Source organism: Frateuria aurantia DSM 6220 (genome assembly GCF_000242255.2).
In the GTDB taxonomy this organism is placed as follows: domain Bacteria; phylum Pseudomonadota; class Gammaproteobacteria; order Xanthomonadales; family Rhodanobacteraceae; genus Frateuria; species Frateuria aurantia.
This window is the reverse complement of the sequence record NC_017033.1, coordinates 462,376-487,380: the sequence shown is the minus strand read 5'-3', so window position 1 is coordinate 487,380 and position 25,005 is coordinate 462,376. Positions and strand designations below refer to the sequence as shown.

Sequence of the window (25,005 nt, the reverse complement as noted above, 5' to 3'; positions counted from 1 at the left end):
ATGCGGCGGCTCCGTCTTGCCGAACGCGCGGACTGGCGCACGCAGGCGGAAGCCTGCGGTTTCGTCCATCACTCGCCGCATGGTCAGCCCTACTGGGACGAAAGCCTGTACTACGCCTTCAGCCTGCGCCAGATCGAAGATGACATCGAGGCGGCCAGCATGGAGCTGCACGCCATGGCCATGGATATGGTCGATCGCATCATCGGGCGCGAGGATCTGCTGCAAAGCCTCGCCATTCCCGCCAGCCACAGGGACTGGATCGCCACCAGCTGGCGGCAGCGCGACCCCAGCTTGTACGGCCGGCTGGACCTGGCCTATGACGGCAGCGGTCCGGTCAAGCTCTACGAGCTGAACTACGATACGCCGACCTCGCTGTTCGAAGCGGCCTGGTTCCAGTGGGGCTGGCTGGAAGATCAGCGCAGCGCGCGACACCTGCCGGCATCGGCCGACCAGTTCAACAGCCTCCACGAAGCCCTGATCGCACGCTTCGGCACCCTGCGCGAGTCGCTGGCTCAGCCGCTGTATTTCACCGCGCTGGCCGGCTGGCCAGAAGATCAGGCTACCGTCGCCTATCTTCGGGACTGTGCCATCCAGGCCGGACTGGATACCCGGGCCATCGATCTGCAGCAGATCGGCCAGACACGGGACGGCCGCTGCACCGATCTCGAGGACACCATCATCCGCAGCCTGTTCAAGCTCTATCCGCTGGAAGACATGATCCGCGACCGGTATGGGCAGGATCTGCCCCGTTCCGGCCTGCAGCTGATCGAACCGCCGTGGAAAGCCGTGCTCAGCAACAAGGGACTGCTGCCCCTGCTGTGGCAATACTATCCCGGCCATCCACTGCTGCTGGAAGCCCGTTTCGACGACGGTCGCCACGCCGTGCCGGCGGGCTGGGTCCGCAAGCCGCTGCATTCGCGGGAAGGTGCCAATATCGAGATTCATGCCGGCGACGGCCGGCAATGGCAGAGCAGCGGTCCCTATGCGGGCCCATGGATCATCCAGCGCTACCATCCGCTGCCGGACTTCGACGGCGGCCGACCGGTGCTGGGCAGCTGGATGATCGACGACCAGCCCTGTGGGCTGGGGATCCGCGAGGACGATCAGCCGATCACCGGAAATCTGGCCCGTTTCGTGCCCCATGCGATTATCGATTGAAGCAGCACGCCAACGGTCGGCCCATCAGCTCTCGGCGCCCCAACCGGCGACGATGCTGGGCTATGCTTAGGGTTTTGGCGGGGTCGCTGGTGCATGCGTGATGTTCTGTTCCGACTGATCGGCATTCTCGAAATCGCGGGCGGACTCTATGGCCTGACCGCCATGCTGCGCCGTCTGCTGCCCCTGGGCACCACCCAGGACGCGGTGTTTGCGATCATCGGACTGCTCATCTTCAGCTTTGTGCTGGTCGCCGGCGTCCTGCTGGTGGAGAACCGGCCACGCGGCGTGATCTGCTCGCAGATCGCCCAGTTGCTGCAATTGCCCTTGCTGGCGACTCCGATGTTCAGCTACGCCCTGCATTGCGGCGGTTATGTGAATATCTACGCCACCCTGCTGCATGCGCCACGGCTGGGCTATGACTGGCATCTGGGCAGCCAGGGCTTCGTCTTCGCCATCGCCGGTCCTGCGGTCTCCCGCATCGGCATCAACCTGCTGGCACTGGCCTCATGGCTGGCTCTGCGCCTGCGCTGACACGTCCGTTTTCGCCACCCGACTTGCCTGGATTCGAGATGAGCAACGAAATCATGAATTTTCGCACCCGCAAATGGGTCAAGCCCGAGGATCTCAATCCCAACGGCACCCTGTTCGGCGGCAGCCTGCTGCGCTGGATCGACGAGGAAGCCGCCGTGTATGTGATCGACCGGCTGGACAATTCGCAGGTCGTCACCAAGTACATGTCGGAAATCAATTTCGTCAGTTCGGCCCGCCAGGGTGACGTGATCGAGCTCGGCATCAGTGCCATCGCCATGGGTCGCACCTCGATCACGCTGCGCTGCGAGGTCCGCAACATGATCAGTCACAAAAGCATCCTGACCATCGACCAGATCGTGTTCGTCAATGTCGACAGCCAGGGGCAACCCTCCGCCCATGGCAAGAAGCTGGCGACCACCGCCGTCGAAACGGCCTGAGCACGACGCCTTTGCCCTGTGCCCGGATCAGGCGGCGCTGACCGGGTAATGGCGGATGTCGTCGATTTCGACAGCACCGAAATCCGCCGTCTGCAGATAATCGAAGATGGCCGCCGCGGCGCCCTGCGATGACGTCAGCCGGCCCTCGGCATGCAGGTCGAGATAGCGCTGCACACCAGGAAATGACTGCTGCCGGATACGGTGCTGCATCTCGGTATCCACGACGCCGGGGGCCAGCGACACGGCCTTGAAGCGCCCGCCCTCCCCGCTGGCCGCGGCTTCGGCATTGAGCACCCTGATGGCCATGTCCAGACCGGCCTTGCTGGCACAGTAGGCACCCCAGTGCGGTGCAGGTCGGCGTGCAGCGCCCGAGGAGATGGCCAGCAGCCGGCCTTCGCGCTGCCGCTCGGCGCAATGCCCGGCAAAGGCCGCACCCAGCAGCATCGGCGTGCCGAGATTGATCTGCAGATGCTGTTGCACCGCCTCGGCCGGCAGCGAAGGCATGGCCCCCAAGGGTTCCAGCACCCCGGCATTGAGCAGCAGATGCAGCGGCCCCTTGTCCGGCATGCCGGACAGTACCTGTCGCAACCAGGCCAGGGCCGATGCCGGATCGGCCAGATCACAAGAACTCCAGACCAGTCGGCCGGCAGCCGCCATGTCCGCCAACGATGCGGGCAACTCGCTGCGCGCGCAGGCAGATACCCGCCAGCCGCTGGCCAGCGCCGTTTCGGCCAAGGCCAGGCCCAAGCCGCGGCTGGCTCCCGTCAAGATCAGATTCAACTCGGCAATCCTCATCGGTCATGGTCATGCCCGCCAGTATGCCAAGCCGGGACGTAGCACGCCGCACATGGCATCTTGCTGAACAGGCTCGCCCGCCGTCTCTTCAGGGGCAGGCTGCATCTGCGCTAAGCTCGAAGCCGAACAGGTGCCCGGCTCGCCGTGCGTTCCGGTCGTTGGCCGGCGTCGGGCGGCAGACCGGAGCAGTGCCTGATCCGTCCGCGCCGACCGTTGCGACTGTGCCGGCGGGCCCCGCCGTGCGCAGGACGAGCGCCGGCAAAGCGGGCTTCGCGGATGGGCCTCACCCCACGGCGCAGGACTGGGAAGGAAGAGTCGCGCCCACAGCTTTTGGATCGTTCCATGCAGCGCAGAGATCTACTGAAAGCCACGGCCGCCCTCGCGGCCTTTACCGGCCTGTCCACCTCCAGCCTGCTGCTCGCCAGCTCTCGGACCAGGGGGCCTGACAGCGGCGGGAGTCATCGCTTCAGTTTTGAAGAGCTGATTGCCGACGCCCGCCGTCAGGCCGGCCGGCCTTGGCACTCAGGCAGTGAAACCCTGCCGCCCACCTTGGCCGGGATGCAACCGCAAGCCTTCAATGTCATCCACTATGATCGCCAGCGCTCGCTGTGGCATGGCAGCGGTTCCGGACTGGATGTGGAATTCTTCCATGTCGGCATGGGCTTCAGGCAGCCGGTGCGGATGTACCGGATCGATCCGGGCAGTGGCATCGCCAGTGATGTGCATTTCGACCCCCGTCTGTTCAATTACGGCGACAGTGGCGTCGATGTCAGCCAATTGCATGGCGACTACGGCTTCGCCGGCTTCCGGATCTACAAGCAACCTGATCCCGGGCACCACGACATCGTCGCCTTTCTCGGCGCCAGCTATTTCCGCGCCGTGGACGATACCGGCCAGTACGGGCTCTCGGCCCGCGGTCTGGCCATCGACACCTTCGGGCCGCAGCCCGAGGAATTCCCGGACTTCACCGCCTTCTGGTTCGAACAGCCAGCCCCTGGCAGCCGCCGGATGGTGGTCTACGCCCGGCTCGATTCGCCCAGCGCGACCGGAGCCTACCGCTTTGCCATCGACTGCCAAGACCATCAGGTGGTGATGGATATCCAGGCCCACGTCAACGCCCGCAAGGATATCGCCCAGATCGGCATCTGCCCGATGACCAGCATGTACAGCTGCGGTACCGACGAGCGCTCCCGCTGCGACACCTTCCATCCGCAGATCCACGACTCGGACCGCCTCTCGATCTGGAGCGGCAATGGCGAGTGGATCTGCCGCCCGCTCAGCAATCCGCCGCATATCCAGTTCAACAGCTTCCAGGACACCAACCCCAAGGGCTTCGGCCTGGTCCAGACCGACCATCGTTTTGACAGCTACCAGGACACGGTCGACCGCTATGACCGGCGCCCCAGTCTGTGGGCCACGCCCACCACTGAATGGGGCGAAGGATCGATCAATCTGATGGAAATGCCGACCACCGGCGAAACCCTGGACAATGTGGTCGCCTTCTGGACGCCGAAGCAGCCGCTGCGAGCCGGCGAATCCCGTGATTTCGGCTACCGCCTGAACTGGAGCGCCTTGCCGCCGGTGGCACCGGGGCTGGCCCAGGTCCGTTCCACCCGTTCGGGCCTGGGCGACTTCACCGAAGGCTGGGCACCGGGCGAGCACTATCCCGCCGCCTGGGCCCGCCGGTTCGCCATCGACTTCGTCGGCGGTCCGCTGGCAGCGATGCCGGCCACGGCCGCGATCGAACCGGTCATCAGCGCCAGTACCGGTCGGATCCGCGACCCGCAGGTGCTGGCACTGCCCGACGAGGTCCACGGCTTCCGGGTGCTGTTCGACTGGTATCCGGACGATGCCGGTACCGCGCCGGTCGACATGCGCTGTTTCATCCGGGCAGGCGGAAATCACGCCACGCTGAGCGAAACCTGGCTGTACCAGTATTTCCCGCCGCCGGCCGACCAGCGGCGCCATGCCTGATGCCGCAGCCACGCCGGGCCGCGCGCCGCTGGCCGGTGCGGCCCGGTATCATAGGCCGATGAATACATCCTTGCCGATCATCCGTCTCAAATCCGACCGCCTGCCGGGCCATCCCTGGATCTGGTCCGCCCAGGTCCAGAAGCCCGAACAGCGGATCGCCCCCGGCACCGTCGTCGAAATCCAGGACCCTGCCGGCCGCCAGGTCGGCCACGGCTTCTGGAACGGCCATGCCCGCATCGCGCTGCGACTGCTGAGCAACCAGCCCGGCCAGGTGCCCGATGCCGACTGGATCGAACAGCGGATCGCCCGGGCGGTCGCCCTGCGCCGCGATGAGCTGCAGCTGGACCGCCATGCCAATGCCTGGCGCGTGATCCACAGCGAGGGTGACGGTCTGTCCGGCCTGGTTGTCGATCGATATGCCGATACCCTGGTCATCGAATATTTCGCTGCCGGCATGTGGCGCCTGCGGGAAGTCATCCGCGCCGCCCTGTTGTGGCATTTTCCGGATGCCAACCTGTACGAGTTCGCCGAAGCCCATGTCCAGAAACAGGAGTCCTTCGACTGCCGCAGTGGCGACATGCCCGAGCCGACCCTGGTCGAGGAATACGGCCTGCGTTTCCAGGCGGCACCAGGCGTGGGCCACAAGACCGGATTTTTCGCCGACCAGCGCGACAACCGACGGCTGTTCGCCGAAATGGCCCGCGGCCGCCGGGTACTGGACCTGTGCTGCAATGCCGGCGGATTCGCCATTCACGCCCTGGCCGGCGGTGCCGCCTCGGCGGTGGGTGTCGACATGGATCCGGCCATTCTGGAGATCGCGCGCGGCAATGCCGAACTCAATGGCTTGCAGCCGCGCTTCGAGCAGGCTGACATCTTCGACTGGCTGCGTCAGGCCAGCGAACGCGGCGAGCGCTATGACGCGGTGATTCTGGATCCGGCCAAACTGACCCGCGATCGCAACCGCATCCAGAACGCGCTGAAGAAATACTTCGCCATGAACCGCGCCGCGCTGGAAGTGATCGAGCCGGGCGGCCTGCTGCTGACCTGCTCCTGCACCGGACTGGTCAGCGAAGCCGACTTCCACGACATGCTGCGGCGGGTATCCGCCCACGCCGGTCGCGAGATCCAGATCCTGCAGTCACGCGGCGCCGGTGCCGATCATCCGGTACGTGCCGACGTCCCGGAAGGCCGCTATCTGAAGGCGGTGTTCTGCAAAGTGTATTGACCCACCCGCTCCCCTCGCCCAGGACCCTGGCATGACCTCGAACCGCATCGACATCGCCGCCGTCATCCAGGCCTGAAACCAGGGGCGCGACCCGCCATGGCTGGCCCGCATGCCTTTGTCTTCCTGCGAGGCAGCTGTCATTTGTTCTATGCCCGGCGGCCCACCGCCGGCGCCTTGCGCAAGGCGCCGGCAAGCTGGATCTGCGGTGACCTGCATCTGGAAAACTTCGGCAGCTACAAGGGAGACAGCCAGCTGGTCACAACGATCATCAATGATTTCGACGAGGCCACTCTGGCGCCCTGCAGCTGGGAACTGCTGCGGCTGCTGACCAGCATCCGTTTCGCCCTGGCCGACATGGGACTGGGCGAAGGCACCATCGATACGCTTTGCGAGCATACCGTGGCGGCCTATGCTGCTGAACTGGCCGGTGGCAAGGCGGGCTGGATCGAGCGCGATACGGTGGACAGTCTGATCGACGAGCTGCCGGGCAATCTGCACGGCCGCAAGGACCTGCTGACCCGTCGCACCGCAGTGGAAAACGGTCATCGGCGCCTGAAGATCGATGGCAACAAGCTGCTGCCGGCCACGGCCGAACAGATCGCCCCGATACGGAACCTGCTGAAGCAGGGCGGTCGACAATATGAAAGGCCGGATTGCTTCGAAGTGCTGGATGTAGCCCGACGAGTGGCCGGCACCGGCCGTCTGGACCTGCCACGCTATATTGTGCTGGTTCAGGGCAAGGGCGGCGAGAATGGGCAGGTGTTGCTGGATCTGAAACTGGCGATCGGCTCATCCCTGCACAGCGGCATGCAGCATCAGGCCCGCTGGACGACGCCGGCCGAGCAGGTGATCGCCATCCAGCGCCGGATGCAGGCCGTGGAAATGGACGGCCAGTCTTATGTGCTGCGGGCCCTGCAGCCCTCGGAAGACCGCATCGAGCTGGCATCCGCCAAGGGATCGATCCCCCATCTGCAGGACCTGCTGCGCAGCCGCGGCCGCGAGAATTTGGCCTGCGCCGACGAGCTGATCGAATACGCCGGCAAACGGTGCCGAAAAACCCGGCTGATCGATCTGTCCGCCGAGTCCGCACAGCGGGTCAGGCGCGACAGGAGAGCCGATCCCGGGCCTGGGATCGGGGCTATTTCGAAACCGCCCCGGCTCCGCCGGCCACGGAGGTCGTCGAGGCGGCCGGCGATGACATGCGCAAGCGCTGAAGGATCCTCTGTCCTGCCCGACCGTCGGCCGGCAGGCCGCGTTTGCGCTGCTCGGCCTGGATCGCCTCACGGGTCTTGTCGCCGATCATGCCGTCGGCCGCTCCCAGCGGATAACCGAGATCCAGCAGACGCTGCTGGATCTCGCGACGTTCGGCCCGCGAGGTACCCGGGTCGTCGGTGGGCCAGGCCAGCGTCGGCGCCGGCAGGCCGCGCAGCCGGTCAGACAGCAAGGCAATCGCCAGGGTGTAGCTGATCGAGGCGTTGTAGCTGTAGATCGCGTTGAAATTGCGAAAGACCAGAAAGGCCGGCCCCTCCGGGCCTGCCGGCTGCAGCAGCGCGGCCGACTGGTCGCCAGCCGGCAAGCCCGCGCCGGACAAGGCACGCAGGCCTTGCCGCCGCCAGAAGCCGAGGCTTCGTGTATCGCGGCGACCGCTGACCGGCGGCTGATACCCTGCCGGCAACCTTGCCGGCAGCCCCCAAGACTCGCCTCTCTGCCAGCCCGAACGGGCCAGATAATGGGCCGTGGAGGCCAGCGCATCGACCGCGCTTCCCACCAGATCACGGCGACCGTCACCATCAAAATCCACGGCGATGCGCTCGAAAGTGCTCGGCATGAACTGGGTCTGGCCGAAAGCGCCCGCCCATGAGCCCGTCAATTGTTCCGGCGCGATATCACCATGCTGCAGAATCCGCAGAGTGGCGAACAGCTCGCCCCGGAAGAAGGCCTGACGTCGCCCGGCACAGGACAGGGTCGCCAGCGAGCGCAGCAGCGGACGGCTGCCGCGCTGGCGACCGAAATTGCTTTCAACGCCCCAGACGGCCACCACCGTGGCGGGATCGACGCCGTAACGCCGCTCGATCGCGGCCAGCGGCGCCTGCCACTGGCGCAGCGCGGCACGGCCATCGGCCACCCGCTCCGCATCGACCAGCCCGGACAGATAATCCCAGATCGGCGTGCTGAACTCAGGCTGCCGATCCAGTGCCGCCAGCACGCTGTCATCCGGACTCAAGTCCCGGGTATAGGCATGAAAAACGGAGGCTGACACCTGATGAGCCGGCCCCTGGGCGGACAGCTCATCCAGACAGTGGGCAAAAGCGGCCGGCGTGACCGCTGCCCCCTCCGCTGCTCCTGCCAGCGGCACGGAAAGTCCCATCAGGACGAGAGCGGCGCGCAGGCGCAAACGGCGTGCAAGCATCGGGAACCTCGGCAACAGTTTCAGGGGCGACAGCGACCCTTGCAGATCGGAGGCAGGCCCGATGTACGGCCCCGCATCTTAGATCGGATAGCGATAGACGCCGCTGACGGCCCCGGTACGGCGGACCCGGCGGATCACCTCGGCCAGATGGCGCCGGTCATTGACCTCCAGGGTGAACAGCAGACTGGCCGCGGCGGCATCCTGCTCCACGTATTCGACGTTCTCGATATTGGAATCGGCGGCCGCTATCGCGGTCGCGATGGTCGCCAGCACGCCGGGGCGGTTGATGACCTCGACCCGCAGCTCGGCCTTGAACACGCCTTGCACTTCGCGGGCCCAGCCGATCTCGATGCAACGTCCCGGCGAACTGCGCAGCTCGGCGACATTGGGACATTCCTGGCGGTGCACCACCACGCCCTTGCCTGAAGACAGATAACCGATGATGTCGTCACCCGGCAGCGGATGGCAGCAATTGCCGAAACTGAGAATGCCGCGCTCGGCACCGGTGATGGTGATTTTCTCGGCCGCCATAGGCTGATGGGCCGGCACACCGGTGCTGCCGCCACGACCCAGCGCGGTCAGCAGCTGTGTCGCCACCTGATCGGGCATGCGATTGCCCAGAGCGATATCCGAGAGCAGGTCTTCCAGCCGTTCCTCGCGCGAGTCGGCCAGGAATGCTTCCAGAACCTGGCTGGGAATAGCATCCAGGCTGGAGCCCAGATGTTCCAGCGCCCGGTCCAGCATGCGATGACCGAAATCGACCGCATCCTCGTGCTGCAGATGTTTCAGATACTGCCGGATCGCGGTGCGGGCCTTGCCGGTGACAACCGCATCCAGCCAGCCCGGATTGGGGCCGGCCGACGGCGCGGTGATGATTTCCACCTGCTGACCCGACTCCAGCCGGGTCCGCAACGGCACCAGCTTGCGATCGACCCGGGCCGCCACGGCATGCTGGCCGACATCCGTGTGCACGGCATAGGCGAAATCGAGTGCCGTGGCATGACGCGGCAGGGCCAGAATATCGCCACGCGGAGTAAACAGATAGACCTCGTCCGGGAACAGGTCGATCTTGACGTTCTCGATGAATTCGGCCGCCGAGGCATTGTTGGCCTGGGTGTCGACCAGCGAAGCCAGCCACTCCCTGGCCTTCAGCTGGGCCTGGTTGGTCGCCGCCGGGCCGCTGACATCGGCCTTGTAGGCCCAGTGCGCCGCCACGCCCCCCTCGGCGACATCATCCATGTCCGAGGTGCGGATCTGCACTTCGATGGGCGCATTCGACGGCCCCAGCAGCACGGTGTGCAGCGACTGGTAACCATTGGCCTTCGGAATCGCGATGAAGTCCTTGAAGCGGCGATCCACCGGCTTGTACAGCGCATGGACCACACCCAGGGCGGCATAGCAGTTCATGCGGCTGTCGGTGACCACCCGGAAGCCGTACAGGTCCATCAGCTGGGCGAAGCTCTTGTGCTCGCTGCGCATCTTGGAATAGATGCTCCAGGGCGATTTGACCCGTCCCGCGATCAATACGGACAATTCGGCCTGGGCCAGCCGCTCGGCCAGTGCCCGCTCGATCTGTCCCATCATCTCGCGGCGCGAACCGAGGGCGCTGCGGATGCGGCCGCTGATCACACGATGACGCTCGGGATACAAGGCACGGAAACCCAGATCCTGCAGCTCGGCCTTGAACTTGTTCATGCCCAGCCGCTGGGCGATCGGCGCGTAGATTTCCAGGGTTTCGCGCGCGATGCGGCGGCGGGACCCAGGCTCCTTGGCACCCAGTGTCCGCATGTTGTGCAGGCGATCGGACAGCTTGATCAGGATCACACGCAGGTCGCGCGACATGGCCAGCAGCATTTTGCGGAAGCTTTCCGCATCGGCCTCCTGCCGGCTGCCGAAATGCATCTTGTCGAGTTTGGTCACGCCGTCGACCAGTTCGGCCACGGTATCGCCAAACTCCGCCGTCATGTCCTCACGACTGTAGTCGGTGTCTTCCAGGGTGTCGTGCAGTATGGCGGCGATGATGGTTTCCACATCCAGCCGCTGCTCGGCGAGAATGCCGGCCACCGCCACCGGATGGGTGATATAGGGCTCGCCGCTCTTGCGGGTCTGGCCGCGATGGGCCTCGGCCCCGATCACGTAGGCACGCAGCACCTTCTCGATCTGGCTGTCGGACAGGTAGGCGACCTGACGCTTCAGCACCTGCACGAAATCCGGCAGGTCGGCATTCAAGGGCACCTGCAAAGCTGGACTGAGCTCCATCAGCGGCGGCTCCGGCAGCAGGCACCCACCAAGCCACGACCGACATGACTTGCGGCGACGGCTGCACTGTTGTCCGACGGCCATCCCCCGCAGGGTCCGGCATCCGCTGGACAGATCCGACAGCCATCACCGTCAGCCATGCTTATTCGTCTCCGCCCTTGGAGAGGTCCTCGTCGACTTCAGCGGCCGCCCATTCCAGCGCCTCGCGCTCGGCGCGCTCGCGTTCGGCACGATCGATCTCGTCAATGGTGGCTTCATCGATGCGACGGGCCGCGATCTCGCGCAGGGCCAGCACCGAGGGCTTGTCATTTTCCGGGCTGACTACCGGCTCAACGCCATTGGCCAGCTGACGGGCTCGCTTGGTCGCCATCAACACCAGCTCGAAGCGATTGTCGACCACCTTCAGGCAGTCTTCTACGGTAATACGGGCCATCTGAAAAATCCTTAGCTATCAAAGCCATTTATGAATGATCACAGTTTAGCCAGCAGCCATTTAGCTGACAAGGTGACAACGGGGTATCATACGCCCTGCATGCGATCAAAGCTTTCTATTCCCGCAAGGTATTACTAAACTAAGCGGGATACTTATCCCTTTGACTCCTCCAGGCTCCCTGATGCAGTCCTTCAACGCATTACGCCCCTACGCCGCGACGGCTCGCGCCCTGCTCCTCGCCGGCCTGATCGCCTTCCTTGCCGGCTGCACCATCGCCAAGCCGCGCACGGATGATCCATACGAGCATTTCAACCGCAAGATGGAAAAGGTCAACGACCTTTTCGACTACGGCCTGATGCGCCCTGCGGCGATCGGCTACCAGAAAGTCACCACGCCGATGATCCGCAACGGCATCAACAACCTGTTTGATACCGTTCGCCAGCCGGTCAACATCGCCAACCAGATCCTGCAGGGCAAGCCCTTGTACGCGGTCGAGAATCTGGGCCGGATGGTGATCAACCTGCTGCTGGGCTTCGCCGGCATGAACGATCTGGCCAGTGCCTTGCATATCCCCAAGCATGACACCGACTTCGGCGTCACCCTGGCTCGCTGGGGCGTGCCGGAAGGTCCCTACCTGGTAGCGCCCTTCCTCGGACCGACGACGGTGCGCGACATCACCCGCTTCGGTGTCGACGGGTATCTGTTCGACCCGATCAACTACCTGCAGCGCAACCACGGCTTCAAGGATGGTCAGTACTACATCCCCAGCGCCATGTACATGATCTCGGTGCGCGAGCAATATCTGAGCGCGGAAGGCTTTCTGCGCACCGCCTTCGACCGCTATGCCTTCATTCGAGATGCCTACCGTCAGCAGCGTCTGAACATGATCTACTACGGCCATCCGCCGGCCGAAGCCATGGAGCAGCTGCAGGGCATGAACGACAAGAACTTCGATCCCGACGAACTGCTGCAACAGCAGCAGCAGTGGGAAGATCAGCACAAGAACAAGCCCAAGCCCACCCGTTCGCCCCCTCCGGGCAGCGTACCTTACAGCACTGGTCGCGGCGGCTGAAGACGCCCTCGCCTGACCTTGAAGAGAGGGCCCTGCGGGGCCCTCTTTGCTTGCGCGGGAACGCCAGGGGCAATCGGCAAGATGGCAGACCATGCCCGAATCAGGCCGTCGGCTGATGGGCTGAAAGCTTGAAACCTGGCCGACGGCACGGAAGAACCCGCCCCTCGCGGCCTCGGACGGACCGCCATCGTCTCATGACACCGTCGGGTCTCTTCTGACCCACCCTTCGACTGCGGACTTCCGGCATTCTGGCCGACATGCAGGCCAGGTATCCCGCGCCGACCTGCCGCCCGATATCGTGCCTCGCGTTCCGCACAGGCAAAAAAGAGGGCCCCTTCCGGGGCCCTCTGGCGACATGGACGGATCAAGGCCTCAGGCGAAGGCACGCATGACCTGTCAGCCGAACAACTTGCCCAGATCGGCCACTTCAGCCAGCGCACGCAAGCCGGCCGGCACATGGATCAGTTGCACGTCACCACCACAGCGCTGCTGGGCCTCGGAAAGCAGGGCAAGCACGCAGGCCAGGCCCGCACTGTCGCATTCGCCGACGCCGGCCAGATCGATGACTTGCACCGACCCGCCGGCCAGCTGGCGGCGCTGCACTTCCAGCGTCGCCGCCGCGGAAGCGAAGGTCAGCGGACCGCTGAGCGCCAACACCCCAACGGCAGAAGGCGTGTTCATGGACTGGACCTCAATCGTCACTGGCCGCCGGCAGGCTTGTTGCCTTCCATCTGCTTCAGTGCGTCGTCACCCTGGGTTTCCAGAGAGTGGATCAGGGCATCCAGGCCTTCCTTGCGGATCTGCGCATCCACCTGGTTGCGATAGTTGGTGATATAGGAAATGCCTTCCAGGATCACGTCATAGGCCTTCCAGTCACCGGAAGCGGTCTTGTGGAAGACGAAATCGACCTCGGCCGTCTTGCCGTTGTCCAACGTAGCCTGGCTGCGCACCACCGCACGACGGGCATTGGCATCACCGGTAAAGGGCAGCACCTTCATGCGGTTGCTGCTGAAATTCAGCAGGCCATCGGCATAACGATGAGTCAGCGAATTGTAGAAAGCCTTGGCGAAGCGGGAGCGCTGTTCCGGTGTCGCTTCGCGGGCATGCATGCCCAACACCAGAATGGCGGCGTAGTCGACATCGAAGTGCGGCAGCAGAATGCTGTCGACCAGGCCCGGCAACTGCTCGGGATGAGCCTTGTACAGCTGGCGATGACCATCGACGGCAGCCGCCAGCTGACTGGAAATCGACTGCATCAGCTGCCCCGGATTCTGGGCACTGGCGGCCGCACTCTGGGCCTGGGCCTGCAGCGGCAGCAGCGCGAGGGTGCCGAGGCTCAGCGCGGTCGCAAAAACCAAACGACGCAACATGGAATACTCCTTACAACATCAATGGGATGAAACAGGACAAGGGTCTCAATGACCGCTGCCGCTGGCCGAACCGGACGCCGCCGGCCCGTTCTTGGACGCCGAGCCCCCCGAGCCATTGACCATGAACTTGCCGATCAGATCTTCAAGCTGCATCGCCGACTGGGTCAGAATCATCTGATCGCCGTTCTTCAGCATGTCCGGGGAACCGCCGGGCTGAATCTCAACATAGCGGGGCCCCAACAAACCGTTGGTGAATATGGCAGCGCTGGAATCATCCGGAATCTGGTTGAACTTCTTGTCGATGGCCAGCACCACATGTGCATTGAGCTGAGCGGGGTCCGCCGTCACACTCTCGACCGAACCGACGGCCACGCCGGCCAGCTTGACCAGGGCACCCTGGGAAAGATTGCCGACATTGCTGAAGTCGGCCGTGACTTCGTAGGTACCACCGATGGCGTCCGCCCCGTCGCCGGTCCCCATGAACTTGCCCAGCATGGCTTCAAGCTGCTGCGCCGGGCGCGTGAACTGCAGGGTCGAGCCCTGATGCAGATCCTGCCTGGCACTTCCGTAGCTGAGATTGACATACTGGTCGCCCAGCAGACCACTGGTATAGATCGAGGCAATCGAGTCGACAGGGATCGAAGCGTACTGCTTGTCGATCGCCAGCTGCACGTCGGCGACATCGCCATGCGCACCAAGGCGCACCGAGCGCACTTCGCCGATCCGCACGCCGGCAACCTTGATCGGCGCGCGCTCCTTGAGCTGGCCGACATTGGCGAAATGCGCGGTCACCAGATAGCTGTCTCCGGCCGAGCCATTGGACAATGAACTGGTCTGCGTCGCCAGATACACCAGCGCGGCAAATCCGAAGACAATGAACAGGCCGGTACCCAGGCCATAGGAACGTCGCTGGCTCACTTCTCGCTCCTTGCAACCGCGTGATCGGCAGAATTCTTGAACATGATCATAAACAAGGGCCTTACAGCAGGAACGTGGTCAGGACAAAGTCCAGGGCCAGGATTCCGATCGAGGAAGCGACCACCGTGCGGGTGGTGGCATAGGCCACACCCTCGCTGGTCGGCGGGGCGGTATACCCCTGGTAAACGGCAATCAGGGCGATCAGGGCACCGAACACCAGGCTTTTCCACAGCACGCCCCGGACGATATCGTCCCAGACGTTGATGGAGGCGGTCATGTTCGACCAGAAGGTGCCATTGTCGATGCCCAGCCAGGTGACGCCGACCAGATGTCCGCCCAGGATGCTCATCGCGCAGAAGATGCAGCACAGCAGCGGCATCGCGATCAGCCCGGCCAGGAATCGAGGCGCGGCGACATAGGCCAGCGGATCGACCGCCATCATCTCCATCGCCGACAACTGGTCGGTGGCGCGCATCAAGCCGATTTCAGCGGTGATCGAGGTCCCGGCCCGGCCGGCGAACAGCAGACCGGTGACGACCGGCCCCAGTTCGCGGTATACCGCGATCGCCACCACCGAACCGGTGGCGGTGGTGCTGCCGAAGGTCGACAGCACATGGTAGAGCTGCAGAGCCAGCACCATGCCCACGAACAATCCGCAGACCATGATGATGGTGACGCTCAGGCCGCCGACGAACCACAGCTGACGCACCGTCTCGCGGCCATGCCGCAGGCTGCGGGGAATCGCCGCCAGAATCGAGAGCAGGAACAGTCCGCAGTCACCGATCTGTGTCAGCACGTCGGCGATCAGCCCTTTGGGACGCGGTACGAGGCTCATAGCTGCCCCTCCCGCAAGCCCAGGGCACTGGCATAGTCGGCCGCCGGATAATGGAACGGTACCGGCCCCTCGGCCTCGCCGCCGAAAAACTGCCGGGTCCAGGCCGAACCGTCACGATCGATCTCGTCGGGATGGCCTTGAGCCACCACCTTGCCGTTGGCGATCAGGCAGATATGGTCGGCCACCTGGCGCACGGCAGCCAGTTCATGGGCCACCAGCACGCTGGTCAGGCCAAGGGTCTGATTCAAGGTACGGATCATCCGCAGGACCTGATTGAGAGCGATGGGGTCCAGGCCGACAAAAGGTTCGTCGTAAAGGATCAGCATCGGATCAAACACGATGGCACGGGCCAGGGCAACGCGACGCGCCATGCCTCCCGACAGCTCGTCGGGCATCAGCTCGGCGGCACCGCGCAAGCCCACGGCCTGCAGCTTGGTCAGCACCAGATTGCGGATCAGCACTTCCGGCAGGCGGGTATGCTGGCGCAGGGGGAAGGCGACATTCTCGAAGACGTTGAAATCGGTCAGCAAGGCCGAATTCTGGAACAGATAGCCCAGCCTTTCACGCAGCCTGAACAGCTGCTGGCGGGACAGCGTGCGCAGATCCTGGCCATCGACCCTCACCTCGCCGGCATCGCCTTGCAGCTGACCGGTGATGTGCTTGAGCAAGGTGGTCTTGCCGGTGCCGCTGGGCCCCATGATGGCCGTCACCTTGCCCCGCGGAATATCCAGATCCAGCCGGTCGAAGATGGTTTTGCCGCCCAGCACCGTCGTCAGGCCGCGAATGCGTACCAGCACGTCGTCGTCAGGCTTGTCGCGCAACGTGTCTATCATGGATCCGTCTTTGGCCAACATAAGAGCCATAGGCTACTGGAATCAACGGCCTGACGCCATGGAACCGGGCCGCCGTTCCGGCTGGCCCGAGACAAGGCCGGCTCGGCGGTGCTCAGGCCAGCAAGTCCTCGATCAGCGTTTCATGGCGTGGCAGCTGCAGCGGCTGGCGGCCGCGCGCGGCCTGCACGATGGTCTGCAGCTGCTCCAGCGCCTCGTCGAAGTGATCATTGACCACCACGTGGTCGAATTCAGGCGCATGGGAAATTTCCTCGCGCGAATTGAACAGGCGCTTGGCGATCACCTCCTCGCTGTCCGAAGCGCGGCCACGCAGGCGCCGTTCCAGTTCGGGGCGCGACGGTGGCAGGATGAAGATGCTGACACAGTCCGGATGGTTGCGCCGGACCTGCGCCGCGCCTTGCCAATCGATTTCCAGCAGCACGTCGCGGCCCTGTGCCAGCAGCGCATCGACCGTACGGCAGGAGGTCCCGTACAGATTGCCGTGGACCACGGCATGCTCGAGAAAGATGCCGTCGGCGATTTCCTGCTCGAAGGCCTGACGCTCGACAAAATAATAGTGCCTGCCGTATTCCTCGCCGACCCGAGGCGGCCGGGTGGTATGCGAGATCGACAGCGAAATACCGGGTTCGCGCAGCAGCAGGGCGTTGACCAGGCTGGACTTGCCGGCACCGGATGGCGCAGCGACGATAAACAGACGGGGTTCTTGGCTGGACGTGTTCATTCGATGTTCTGCACCTGTTCGCGCATCTGTTCAATCAGCACTTTCAGCTCGACGATGGTTGCCGAGGCCTGTTTGTCGATGGACTTGGAGCCAAGCGTATTGGCTTCGCGGTTGAATTCCTGCATCAGAAAATCGAGCCGGCGGCCGGCCGGCTCGTCCAGCGAAAGAATACGCCGGGTCTCGGCAATATGGCTGTCGAGCCGGTCCAGCTCCTCATCCACATCCATCCGGGTCAGTTGAACGGCCAGCTCCTGCTCGACGCGGCCGGCATCCAGCGACAGGCCGGCTACCTCGGACACCAGACCGGCCAGCCGCTGCTGCAGGCGCGCGTGCAGCGCCGCACGAATCAAGGGCAGACGCCGGCGGAAATCGGCCAGCGCGGCCTCGATCCGCTGCAAGCGGTCGCTCAGCTGCTGCCCCAGACGCTGCCCCTCACGCTCACGATGGCCCGCCAATCCCTGCAAGGCCGCGTCCAGCGCCGCCAGCAAGGCGCCCTGCAAGGCATCCGCATCCGACTCCTGACGACGCATCACGCCGGGAAAACGCAGCAGCTCGGTGAACTCCACCTGCAAGGAGCCGAACTGGTCGCGCATCGCGGCCGCCAGCTGCTGCAGCCGGGCCAGCATGGCTTCGTCCACCTGCAGGCTGTCCGCGACCTCGGCCTGGCGTCGATGGATGGTCACATCGACCTTGCCGCGGGCCAGCACAGCGGCGATCCGCTCGCGAATGATGCCGTCCATCGCGCGCAGCTCGTCCGGCAGACGCAGAGATACGTCCAGATAGCGATGGTTGACCGTCCGGATCTCGCAACTGACGACCTCCTGCCCGGCCGCCCGCTCTTCCAGCGCGTACGCCGTCATGCTTCTCGTCATACTGAAGTCGGTCCCGACCGTGGAAAGCGCCAAATGATAAACTGGCCGACCCCTATTGCCCAATTGAAGCCCTCATGACCTCGTTTTCCCGTCCCAGCGGCCGCGCCCCGGACCAGCTTCGTCCCGTCACCATCGAACGCGGCTACACCCGTCATGCCGAAGGCTCGGTCCTGATCAGCTTCGGCGATACCCGCGTGCTGTGCACCGCCAGCGTCGAAGACCGGGTGCCCGGCTGGCTGCGCGGCAAGGGCGAGGGCTGGGTCACCGCCGAATACGGCATGCTGCCCCGGGCCACCTCCAGCCGGACCCAGCGCGAAGCCGCACGTGGCGGCCAGGGCGGCCGCACCATGGAAATCCAGCGTCTGATCGGCCGCAGCCTGCGAGCCTGCGTGGATCGCCGCAGCCTGGGCGAGCGGGTCATCACCCTGGACTGCGATGTATTGCAGGCCGACGGCGGTACCCGCACCGCCGCCATCACCGGTGCCTATGTAGCCCTGTGCGATGCCGTTTCGGTGCTGATGAAGCGCGAGAATCTGAAGCGCAGCCCCATCATCGGTGCCATCGCCGCCGTGTCGGTCGGCATCTACCAGGGCGTCCCCGTCCTGGATCTGGACTACGCCGAAGACTCCAGCTGCGACACCGACATGAACGTGGTGATGAATGACGGCGGCGGCTTTATCGAAATCCAGGGCACGGCGGAAGGCCATGCCTTCCGCCGCGACGAGCTGGACCAGTTGCTGGCCCTGGCCGACGCCGGTACCCGCCAGCTGGTGGAAGCCCAGCGGGCCGCCCTCGCCGACTGAAACGTTCAGCGCAGCCGGCGAGGGTGCCAGGGCGGCGGAGCTTCCTCCGTCCGCCGCCCGCGGCGCATCGCCAGGCGCTGGTTGACTCCCCCCAGCAGCCGGCGCTGCCCGTGCCGTTCACGCCCCAGCATCGACGCCGGCGCATCATGCCAGCCGCCCAGCAGGGCGCGCTTGCCGGCGGCCACGGCATCGGGCGAGCCCGCGCTCAAGGCCTCGGCCCAGGCCAGGGCCCGCGCGACCGGATCGGCATCCACGGCCGTGACCAGACCGATCCGCGCCGCCTCATCGCCTCGGATCACTCGACCGCTCCATACCAGCTCCAGCGCCAGATCGGGACGCAGCAGGTCCCGCACCAGGGCCAGCCCCCCCCATATCGGGAATCAGACCCCAGCGTGCCTCCATGAAGGACAGCTCGGCATCGGCGGCAGTCACCCGGATATCCGCGCCCAGCGCCAGCTGCAGACCCGCCCCATGGCAGTGGCCATGGATCGCCGCCAGCACCGGGAACGGCAGCTGCCGCCAGCCCAGTCCCCAGGCCTGCAAGGCATTGCGCCAGGGCAGCCACAGACTGGCCGCCAACCGGAACAGATCGGCCCGTCGACTCGTCACCGACTGGAAATCCAGACCGGCGCAGAACGAGGGCCCGGCTCCGGACAGCACCACGGCCCGCACATCGCGACGCCGCCGCAGTGATCGCTGGATCCGCCGCATCTGGTCCAGCATCGCCAGATCCATGCCGTTGTGCCGCTCCGGCCGCGCCAGCGTCACCCGGGCGATACCATTCACCACTTCGCAATCCACGCGTTCGGTCACAAGCCTTCCCTGGTTGCCGGTGCAATCGCCGGTGCTCGCGTTATCCTAGTCAACCACAGCAGAGTCCAACATCATGCAACGCATCATTCTGGCCAGCAGCAATGCCGGCAAACTGGCCGAATTCAACAGGCTGTTCGCCGACGCCGGCATCGAGGTGCTGCCGCAGTCCGCATTCGACATCCCCGATGCCGAGGAAACCGGGCTGAGCTTCGTCGAGAACGCCCTGCTGAAAGCCCGTCATGCCTCCCGGCTGGCCGGCCTGCCGGCCTTGGCCGACGATTCGGGCCTGTGCGTGAATGCCTTGAACGGTGCGCCGGGCCTCTATTCGGCCCGCTATGCCGGCACGCATGGCGATGCGGCCGCCAACAATCGCAGGCTGCTGGCCGAACTCGATGCCGAGAGTGATCGCTCGGCCTTTTTCATCTGCCTGCTGGTCCTGGTACGACATCCGGAAGATCCCGCGCCGCTGATCGCCGAGGGCCGCTGGCAGGGCCGCATTCTGAACAAGGCTGAAGGTCTGCAGGGCTTCGGCTATGACCCCTTGTTCCTGCCGGAGGGTCAGACCTGCAGCGCCGCCGCGCTGGCTCCGGAAGTGAAGAACCAGCTCAGCCATCGCGGCCAGGCCTTGCGCCGGCTGCGCCGGCAATGGATCGACGATGTCGCCTGAGCCTGTCGCCTCGACGGAGCTGCCGCTGGCGCTTTATATCCATATGCCATGGTGCGTGCGCAAATGTCCGTATTGCGATTTCAATTCGCATGGCCTGAAAGGCATGCCGGACTATCCCGGCTATATCGATGCCCTGCTGGCCGATCTGGAGGCCGACCTGGCCGATTTCGGACTGGATCGCCAGCCCCGCCCCGTCACCAGCCTCTTTTTCGGCGGCGGCACCCCCAGCCTGTTCGCGCCGGAACTGATCGCGCGCCTGCTCGAAGGCGTGCGGCAACGGCTGCCGCTGGCGGATGATGCCGAGATCACCCTGGAGACCAACCCCGGCACGGTCGAGCATGGTCGCTTTGCCGGCTATCGCCTGGCCGGCATCAACCGGATCTCCTTCGGTATCCAGAGTTTCGACGATGCCAAGCTGGTCCGGCTAGGCCGCATCCACTCGGCCGACGAAGCGCGTGCCGCCTTCGCCGAGGCCCGCGCGGCCGGCTTCGACAATATCAATCTGGACCTGATGTACGCCCTGCCGGATCAGGATCTGGCCGGCGCCCTGGCCGATGTCGAGGCCGCCATCGCTCTGGGTCCCGAGCATGTCTCGCACTACCAGCTGACCCTGGAACCCAATACCGCCTTTGCTGCTGCACCGCCGCCTCTGCCCGATGACGATGCCGCCTGGGCCATGCAGGAAGCCTGCCAGCAACGCCTGGCCGACGCCGGCTACCGGCAGTACGAGGTCTCGGCCTATGCCCGCGAAGGCCGCCGCTGTCGCCACAATCTGAACTATTGGTCGTTTGGCGATTATCTGGGAATCGGTGCCGGCGCCCATGGCAAACTCAGCGATCCGGCCGCCGGCTGGCTGCGGCGCCGGTCCAAGCAACGACTGCCCAGAACCTATCTGGCCGCCGCCGGCGGACCGGCCAGACTGGGTACCGATGTCGACATCCCCGCGGATGATCGCGTGTTCGAATATATGCTCAACAGCCTGCGGCTGATCGACGGCACTCCGCTGCAGCAGTTCCCGGAACGGACCGGCCTGGCTCTGGGGCATATCGCGACCGCCCTGGCCGAAGCCCGGGCCAGAGGCTGGCTGGAGGCGACCCCTGATCGGCTGCAGACCACGGCGCTGGGGCAGCGTTTCCTGAATGACGTGATCACCCATTTCATGGATTGACCCGTGACGGTGTGACCCGTCCGGCTGGCGCCTGACGGACTCACGCGCGATGATGGCAGGCTGCACGCGGCGGCCGCGGCCGCCGCGATCGTCCAAACGTATCAACGGGGAATCTGATGACAGCACAGCGCACGCCGTACCATGAGCATCTGGACATACTTCGCCAACGAGCCGGTCAGGCTCTGGAACGGGGCGGCTTCGACCATCTGATCATTGCCGCGGGACGCCCTTTGCGCAAATTCGCCGATGATCAGGACTATCCGTTTGCAGTCAATCCCGGCTTCAAGCACTGGCTGCCGCTACTGGATGCGCCCGGCAGCTGGCTGGTCATCAGCCCCGGTCAGCGCCCGAGGCTGATCTTCCTGCAGCCCCACGACTACTGGCATGTGGTGCCGGCCGCGCCGACCGGCGACTGGGTCGAACACTTCGACATCCGCATCATCCGCCAGCCGCTGGAAGCGGAGGCCGAGCTGAAGGCACTGGCCCCGCAAGCGGCGATCCTGGGAGCCGCTGCCGATGCCTTGCCATCGGTGATCCCCAACAATCCGCCCGCCGTCGTCGCTTATCTGGATTATCACCGGGCCTACAAGACCGGTTACGAGCTGGAGCGGATGCGCCAGGCCTCGGCCCTGGGCACGGCCGCCCATCTCGCGGCCCAGCGCGCCTTTCGCGCCGGCGCCAGCGAGCTGGAAATCCATCTGGCCTATATGGCCGCCGCCGGTCAGACCGAGCCGGAGCTTCCCTACGGCAATATCATCTGCCTCAACGAGCACAGCGCCATTCTGCATTACACCCAGCTGCAGAAACGCGCACCAGCCGAATCGCGCTCGATGCTGATCGACGCCGGTGCCAGCGCCGCCGGTTATGCCTCGGACATCACCCGCAGCCATGCCCGCGATACCGACGGGGAGTTCCAGTCCCTGATCGAGGCCGTCGATGCCGCCGAACGCGGCTTCGCCGCCAAGGTGGTCGCCGGCCAGAGTTATCCGGATCTGCATATCCATGCCCATCACGTGCTGGCCGGCGTGCTGCGCGATCACGGCATCCTGCGCATGAGTCCGGAAGCGGCGGTGGCACAAGGCGTCAGCGCGGTGTTTTTCCCGCATGGCCTGGGCCATCTGATCGGACTGCAGGTGCATGATGTGGCAGGCTTCGCGCCCAGCGACCATGGCGGCCATCAGCCGCCGCCGGAGGGCCACCCCTACCTGCGAATGACTCGTGGGCTGGAGCCTGGCATGGTGGTCACCATCGAGCCCGGCCTGTACTTCATCGACATGCTGCTGGCCGAACTGAAGACTCGCCCGGTCGCGGCACAGGTGGACTGGGCCCGGGTCGAGGCCTTCCGCCCCTATGGCGGGGTGCGGATCGAAGACAATGTGCTCTGCACCGAAAGCGCACCGGAGAACATGACGCGCGATGCCTTTGCCCGTCATCTCTCCTGAGCCTGAGCCGCGACTCCGGCGGATAGACCACCGGAGTCGCGGGACTCAGCGGGAGGCCAGCAAGGCCTCGATGGCCTCGACGCTGCGAGGCAGCCGGGCCGACAATACTTCAGGCGCTTCACGCGTCACCGCGACCACGTCCTCGACCCGGACCCCGATCCCGCGCCAGCGCGGATCCAGATCCGTCGCGTCGGCCGGTACATACAGCCCCGGCTCGACGGTAAGCACCATGCCCGGCTCCAGCACCCGCGAAGCGCCGCCAACCTGATAGTCGCCGACATCATGCACATCCAGCCCCAGCCAGTGGCAGGTCCTGGCCGGGAAGAAACGACGCCATGCCTGCTCGGCCAGCCGCAGGGCCGGCTCTCCCGGCAGCAGGCCCAGTCGGCACAGGCCCTCGGTCAGCACCTGAACCGCGGCCTGGTGCGCGGACTCGAAGGGCCGCCCCGGCCTGACCTGGTCGATGGCCGCGGTCTGCGCCTCCAGTACCAGCTCGTACAATGCGCGCTGGGACTCGGAAAAACGGCCGCTGACCGGAAAACTGCGGCACAGGTCCGAGGCGTAGCCGCCGATCTCGGCACCGGCATCGACCAGCACCAGCTCGCCATCGTCCAGCTGATCCTGGCCGGCCTGGTGATGCAGAATGCAGCCGCGTTCCCCCGAAGCCACCACCGGCACGAAAGCCGGCTGGGCACCGCGCATGCGGATGGCATGGAGCGCGGCAGCCTCGAGCTGGTATTCCGGCACCCCGGGACGGGAAGCCAGCATCGCCGCGCGGATGCCCTCGGAGGCAATCGCGACCGCCTCGCGAATATGCTGCAGCTCGCCACGCGACTTGAACAGGCGCAGATCGTGCAGCAGATGTCCCAGCGCCAGCAGCTCCTTGGTGGCCACCCCGCCGCCGCGCAACTGCCGCAGTCGGTCCAGCCAGCCCTGCAGCTGCGCATCGAAGTCCGGATCGCGCCCGAAAGGGCAATGGATCCGGCCACGGCCTTCGATCATGCCGGGCAGGATGTCGTCAATGTCCTCGATCGGAAAGGCATCATCCACCCCGTATTCGCGCACCGCGCCCTCGGTACCGAGGTCCGGGCCGTGCCAGCGCTCCCGCTGCGGGTCGCGCTCGCGGCAGAACAGCACCGTTTCGCCATGGCGGCGCCCCGGCAACAGGGCAAGCACCGCCTCCGGGCGGTCATAACCGGTCAGATACAGAAAGTCGGAATCCTGGCGGTAAGGCCATTCGATATCGCCACTGCGGACACGACGCGGCGCGGCCGCCAGCAGGACCACAGCGTCCGCGTCCAGCATCTGCATCAGCTGACGCCGACGCCGGCCGTGCTCGACCATGCTGATCGTCAATGCACGCTGCCGCTCAGGTTGCGGCCGAGGCTGGCCACTTCGGCATGCAGCAGCATGGCGCCCACGCGAACGAATTCGAAGACCTCGATCAGGGCATCCTCGTCTTCGCTGGCATCGCCGAAATCGAATTCGCTGCCGGCGATGGTGGCCAGATCACGCAGGATTTCCTGGGCCTCCTCCGACAGCTGTCCGTGCGAAGCCGCACCGGACAGGCCGAAACCACCCAGAAATCCCCGGCACCAACCGGCCACCGCATCGGCACGATCCGCCAAGGGACGGTCATCGGCCGGCTGCAACGGCTCGAAGCCCAGCTCGGGATCGGCCAGCGAGGCCTCGGTCTGACGCATCATGTCCAGCAGCACGGCATCGTCCTGCGCCGCCCTGTCGATTTCACCGGCCGCATCCAGGCGCAAGGCCTCCAGCAGGGTCTGCCCTACCGGCTTGGCACCACCGGCCAGAAAGCCGCTGAGCGAGCCATGGAATTCGGCCGGATCGGTACCCAGCCGCAGCCGGGCCAGCGCATCGGCCAATTCGTCGTAGCCGATCATCGGTTCGGTGTTCACACGCTATCCTCTTCAGTCCACCAAGACGGGTGGCCTACAGTGTAGCCGAGCGGGCTGGCGCCGCCCCAGCCTGCTGCTTTTGGCCAGTGATTTGCTTATAGTCGCCGCATGAGCAGTGATTCGGCCAAACTGGAACTGACCGCCCTGGGCGAGCAGCTGGACAAGCTGCTGGCGCTGGTCCGGCGCCTCAGCGAAGAAAACCACAGCCTGCGGCTCAGCCAGGAGCAGCTCAACCACGAGCGCGCCGGGCTGATGGCCCGCAATGAGCAGGCGCGCGTCCGGGTCGAGGCCATGATCCAGCGGCTGAAGGCACTGGAACAGAACGGATGATG

At 65.2% G+C, this 25,005-nt stretch carries 26 protein-coding genes and 1 pseudogene; 12 read left to right on the top strand and 15 right to left on the bottom strand.

Annotated elements, in window-relative coordinates:
• The 3 genes from FRAAU_RS02115 to FRAAU_RS02105 all read left to right on the top strand — a co-directional run bounded on the left by FRAAU_RS02115 (position 1) and on the right by FRAAU_RS02105 (position 2,126).
• Positions 1-1,158: a glutathionylspermidine synthase family protein gene (locus FRAAU_RS02115; RefSeq protein ID WP_014401922.1), complete on the top strand. Its 1,158-nt coding sequence runs from the start codon at positions 1-3 to the stop codon at positions 1,156-1,158.
• Positions 1,159-1,251: 93 nt separating this feature from the next.
• Entirely contained in the window at positions 1,252-1,689 is a 438-nt protein-coding gene (locus tag FRAAU_RS02110; protein ID WP_014401921.1) for a hypothetical protein, read from the top strand.
• Between the two features lie 38 nt (positions 1,690-1,727).
• Positions 1,728-2,126 (top strand): acyl-CoA thioesterase, encoded by a 399-nt coding sequence (locus FRAAU_RS02105; protein WP_014401920.1) that lies wholly within the window; start codon positions 1,728-1,730, stop codon positions 2,124-2,126.
• A 27-nt stretch (positions 2,127-2,153) separates the two neighbouring features.
• Here FRAAU_RS02105 and FRAAU_RS02100 read toward each other — a convergent pair whose 3' ends face one another.
• Positions 2,154-2,906, bottom strand: a complete 753-nt coding sequence (locus FRAAU_RS02100) for an SDR family NAD(P)-dependent oxidoreductase (protein WP_014401919.1) — start codon at positions 2,904-2,906, stop codon at positions 2,154-2,156.
• A gap of 357 nt (positions 2,907-3,263) precedes the next feature.
• Between FRAAU_RS02100 and FRAAU_RS02095 the strand changes: the two genes are divergently transcribed.
• The 3 genes and pseudogenes from FRAAU_RS02095 to FRAAU_RS17925 form a co-directional block, all read left to right on the top strand.
• Positions 3,264-4,895 (top strand): OpgD/OpgG family glucan biosynthesis protein, encoded by a 1,632-nt coding sequence (locus tag FRAAU_RS02095; RefSeq protein WP_014401918.1) that lies wholly within the window; start codon positions 3,264-3,266, stop codon positions 4,893-4,895.
• Positions 4,896-4,953: 58 nt separating this feature from the next.
• Positions 4,954-6,120 (top strand): class I SAM-dependent rRNA methyltransferase, encoded by a 1,167-nt coding sequence (locus FRAAU_RS02090; RefSeq protein WP_041270324.1) that lies wholly within the window; start codon positions 4,954-4,956, stop codon positions 6,118-6,120.
• Positions 6,121-6,216: 96 nt separating this feature from the next.
• Positions 6,217-7,011, top strand: a pseudogene (locus FRAAU_RS17925) (DUF2252 family protein); the annotation flags it as partial.
• Between the two features lie 247 nt (positions 7,012-7,258).
• On the opposite strand, the gene FRAAU_RS02075 reads toward FRAAU_RS17925, so the two are convergent.
• The 3 genes from FRAAU_RS02075 to rpoZ form a co-directional block, all read right to left on the bottom strand.
• Positions 7,259-8,530 (bottom strand): lytic murein transglycosylase, encoded by a 1,272-nt coding sequence (locus tag FRAAU_RS02075; protein WP_014401916.1) that lies wholly within the window; start codon positions 8,528-8,530, stop codon positions 7,259-7,261.
• 78 nt (positions 8,531-8,608) lie between these two features.
• A complete protein-coding gene (locus FRAAU_RS02070; RefSeq protein ID WP_014401915.1) occupies positions 8,609-10,789 on the bottom strand; it encodes a RelA/SpoT family protein in 2,181 nt (726 codons plus the stop codon).
• 142 nt (positions 10,790-10,931) lie between these two features.
• Entirely contained in the window at positions 10,932-11,222 is a 291-nt protein-coding gene (gene rpoZ / locus FRAAU_RS02065) for a DNA-directed RNA polymerase subunit omega (RefSeq protein WP_014401914.1), read from the bottom strand.
• A gap of 181 nt (positions 11,223-11,403) precedes the next feature.
• On the opposite strand from rpoZ, the gene FRAAU_RS02060 reads away from it, so the two are divergent.
• On the top strand, positions 11,404-12,294 hold the full coding sequence (locus FRAAU_RS02060) for an MlaA family lipoprotein (protein ID WP_014401913.1): 891 nt from the start codon (positions 11,404-11,406) through the stop codon (positions 12,292-12,294).
• Positions 12,295-12,690: 396 nt separating this feature from the next.
• Here FRAAU_RS02060 and FRAAU_RS02055 read toward each other — a convergent pair whose 3' ends face one another.
• The 7 genes from FRAAU_RS02055 to FRAAU_RS02025 form a co-directional block, all read right to left on the bottom strand.
• The gene (locus FRAAU_RS02055) at positions 12,691-12,975 is read right to left on the bottom strand and encodes an STAS domain-containing protein (protein ID WP_014401912.1); all 285 of its coding nucleotides are present in this window, start codon (positions 12,973-12,975) and stop codon (positions 12,691-12,693) included.
• Between the two features lie 17 nt (positions 12,976-12,992).
• Complete coding sequence (locus tag FRAAU_RS02050) at positions 12,993-13,664, bottom strand: MlaC/ttg2D family ABC transporter substrate-binding protein (RefSeq protein ID WP_014401911.1); 672 nt, start codon at positions 13,662-13,664, stop codon at positions 12,993-12,995.
• Positions 13,665-13,709: 45 nt separating this feature from the next.
• On the bottom strand, positions 13,710-14,582 hold the full coding sequence (gene mlaD / locus FRAAU_RS02045; protein ID WP_014401910.1) for an outer membrane lipid asymmetry maintenance protein MlaD: 873 nt from the start codon (positions 14,580-14,582) through the stop codon (positions 13,710-13,712).
• 61 nt (positions 14,583-14,643) lie between these two features.
• Positions 14,644-15,417: a lipid asymmetry maintenance ABC transporter permease subunit MlaE gene (gene mlaE / locus FRAAU_RS02040; RefSeq protein WP_014401909.1), complete on the bottom strand. Its 774-nt coding sequence runs from the start codon at positions 15,415-15,417 to the stop codon at positions 14,644-14,646.
• Complete coding sequence (locus FRAAU_RS02035; RefSeq protein WP_041270735.1) at positions 15,414-16,250, bottom strand: ABC transporter ATP-binding protein; 837 nt, start codon at positions 16,248-16,250, stop codon at positions 15,414-15,416. Before FRAAU_RS02035 ends, mlaE begins: the two co-directional genes overlap by 4 nt.
• A 112-nt stretch (positions 16,251-16,362) precedes the next feature.
• Positions 16,363-16,989 carry a guanylate kinase gene (gene gmk / locus FRAAU_RS02030; protein WP_014401907.1) on the bottom strand — a complete coding sequence of 209 codons (627 nt, stop codon included), beginning with the start codon at positions 16,987-16,989 and terminating at the stop codon, positions 16,363-16,365.
• The gene (locus tag FRAAU_RS02025) at positions 16,986-17,861 is read right to left on the bottom strand and encodes a YicC/YloC family endoribonuclease (RefSeq protein WP_014401906.1); all 876 of its coding nucleotides are present in this window, start codon (positions 17,859-17,861) and stop codon (positions 16,986-16,988) included. Before FRAAU_RS02025 ends, gmk begins: the two co-directional genes overlap by 4 nt.
• Before the next feature lie 74 nt (positions 17,862-17,935).
• Here FRAAU_RS02025 and rph point away from each other — a divergent pair, with 74 nt between their 5' ends.
• On the top strand, positions 17,936-18,664 hold the full coding sequence (gene rph / locus FRAAU_RS02020) for a ribonuclease PH (RefSeq protein WP_014401905.1): 729 nt from the start codon (positions 17,936-17,938) through the stop codon (positions 18,662-18,664).
• 5 nt (positions 18,665-18,669) lie between these two features.
• On the opposite strand, the gene FRAAU_RS17485 is transcribed toward rph, so the two are convergent.
• Together FRAAU_RS17485 and FRAAU_RS02015 are read right to left on the bottom strand one after the other, a co-directional pair.
• The gene (locus tag FRAAU_RS17485; protein ID WP_052317765.1) at positions 18,670-18,963 is read right to left on the bottom strand and encodes a Clp protease/crotonase-like domain-containing protein; all 294 of its coding nucleotides are present in this window, start codon (positions 18,961-18,963) and stop codon (positions 18,670-18,672) included.
• A complete protein-coding gene (locus FRAAU_RS02015) occupies positions 18,947-19,477 on the bottom strand; it encodes an enoyl-CoA hydratase-related protein (RefSeq protein ID WP_052317764.1) in 531 nt (176 codons plus the stop codon). Before FRAAU_RS02015 ends, FRAAU_RS17485 begins: the two co-directional genes overlap by 17 nt.
• Before the next feature lie 73 nt (positions 19,478-19,550).
• Here FRAAU_RS02015 and rdgB point away from each other — a divergent pair, with 73 nt between their 5' ends.
• The 3 genes from rdgB to pepQ all read left to right on the top strand — a co-directional run bounded on the left by rdgB (position 19,551) and on the right by pepQ (position 22,754).
• Complete coding sequence (rdgB, locus tag FRAAU_RS02010; protein ID WP_014401904.1) at positions 19,551-20,144, top strand: RdgB/HAM1 family non-canonical purine NTP pyrophosphatase; 594 nt, start codon at positions 19,551-19,553, stop codon at positions 20,142-20,144.
• Positions 20,134-21,312: a radical SAM family heme chaperone HemW gene (gene hemW, locus FRAAU_RS02005; protein WP_014401903.1), complete on the top strand. Its 1,179-nt coding sequence runs from the start codon at positions 20,134-20,136 to the stop codon at positions 21,310-21,312. Before rdgB ends, hemW begins: the two co-directional genes overlap by 11 nt.
• A 116-nt stretch (positions 21,313-21,428) precedes the next feature.
• Complete coding sequence (gene pepQ / locus FRAAU_RS02000; RefSeq protein ID WP_014401902.1) at positions 21,429-22,754, top strand: Xaa-Pro dipeptidase; 1,326 nt, start codon at positions 21,429-21,431, stop codon at positions 22,752-22,754.
• Positions 22,755-22,799: 45 nt separating this feature from the next.
• On the opposite strand, the gene FRAAU_RS01995 is transcribed toward pepQ, so the two are convergent.
• Positions 22,800-24,098, bottom strand: coding sequence for an aminopeptidase P N-terminal domain-containing protein (locus tag FRAAU_RS01995; RefSeq protein ID WP_014401901.1), 1,299 nt, complete (start codon positions 24,096-24,098; stop codon positions 22,800-22,802).
• An 8-nt stretch (positions 24,099-24,106) separates the two neighbouring features.
• Positions 24,107-24,673 carry a UPF0149 family protein gene (locus tag FRAAU_RS01990; protein ID WP_014401900.1) on the bottom strand — a complete coding sequence of 189 codons (567 nt, stop codon included), beginning with the start codon at positions 24,671-24,673 and terminating at the stop codon, positions 24,107-24,109.
• 108 nt (positions 24,674-24,781) lie between these two features.
• On the opposite strand from FRAAU_RS01990, the gene FRAAU_RS01985 reads away from it, so the two are divergent.
• A complete protein-coding gene (locus tag FRAAU_RS01985; protein WP_014401899.1) occupies positions 24,782-25,003 on the top strand; it encodes a TIGR02449 family protein in 222 nt (73 codons plus the stop codon).
• Positions 25,004-25,005: the final 2 nt, after the last annotated feature.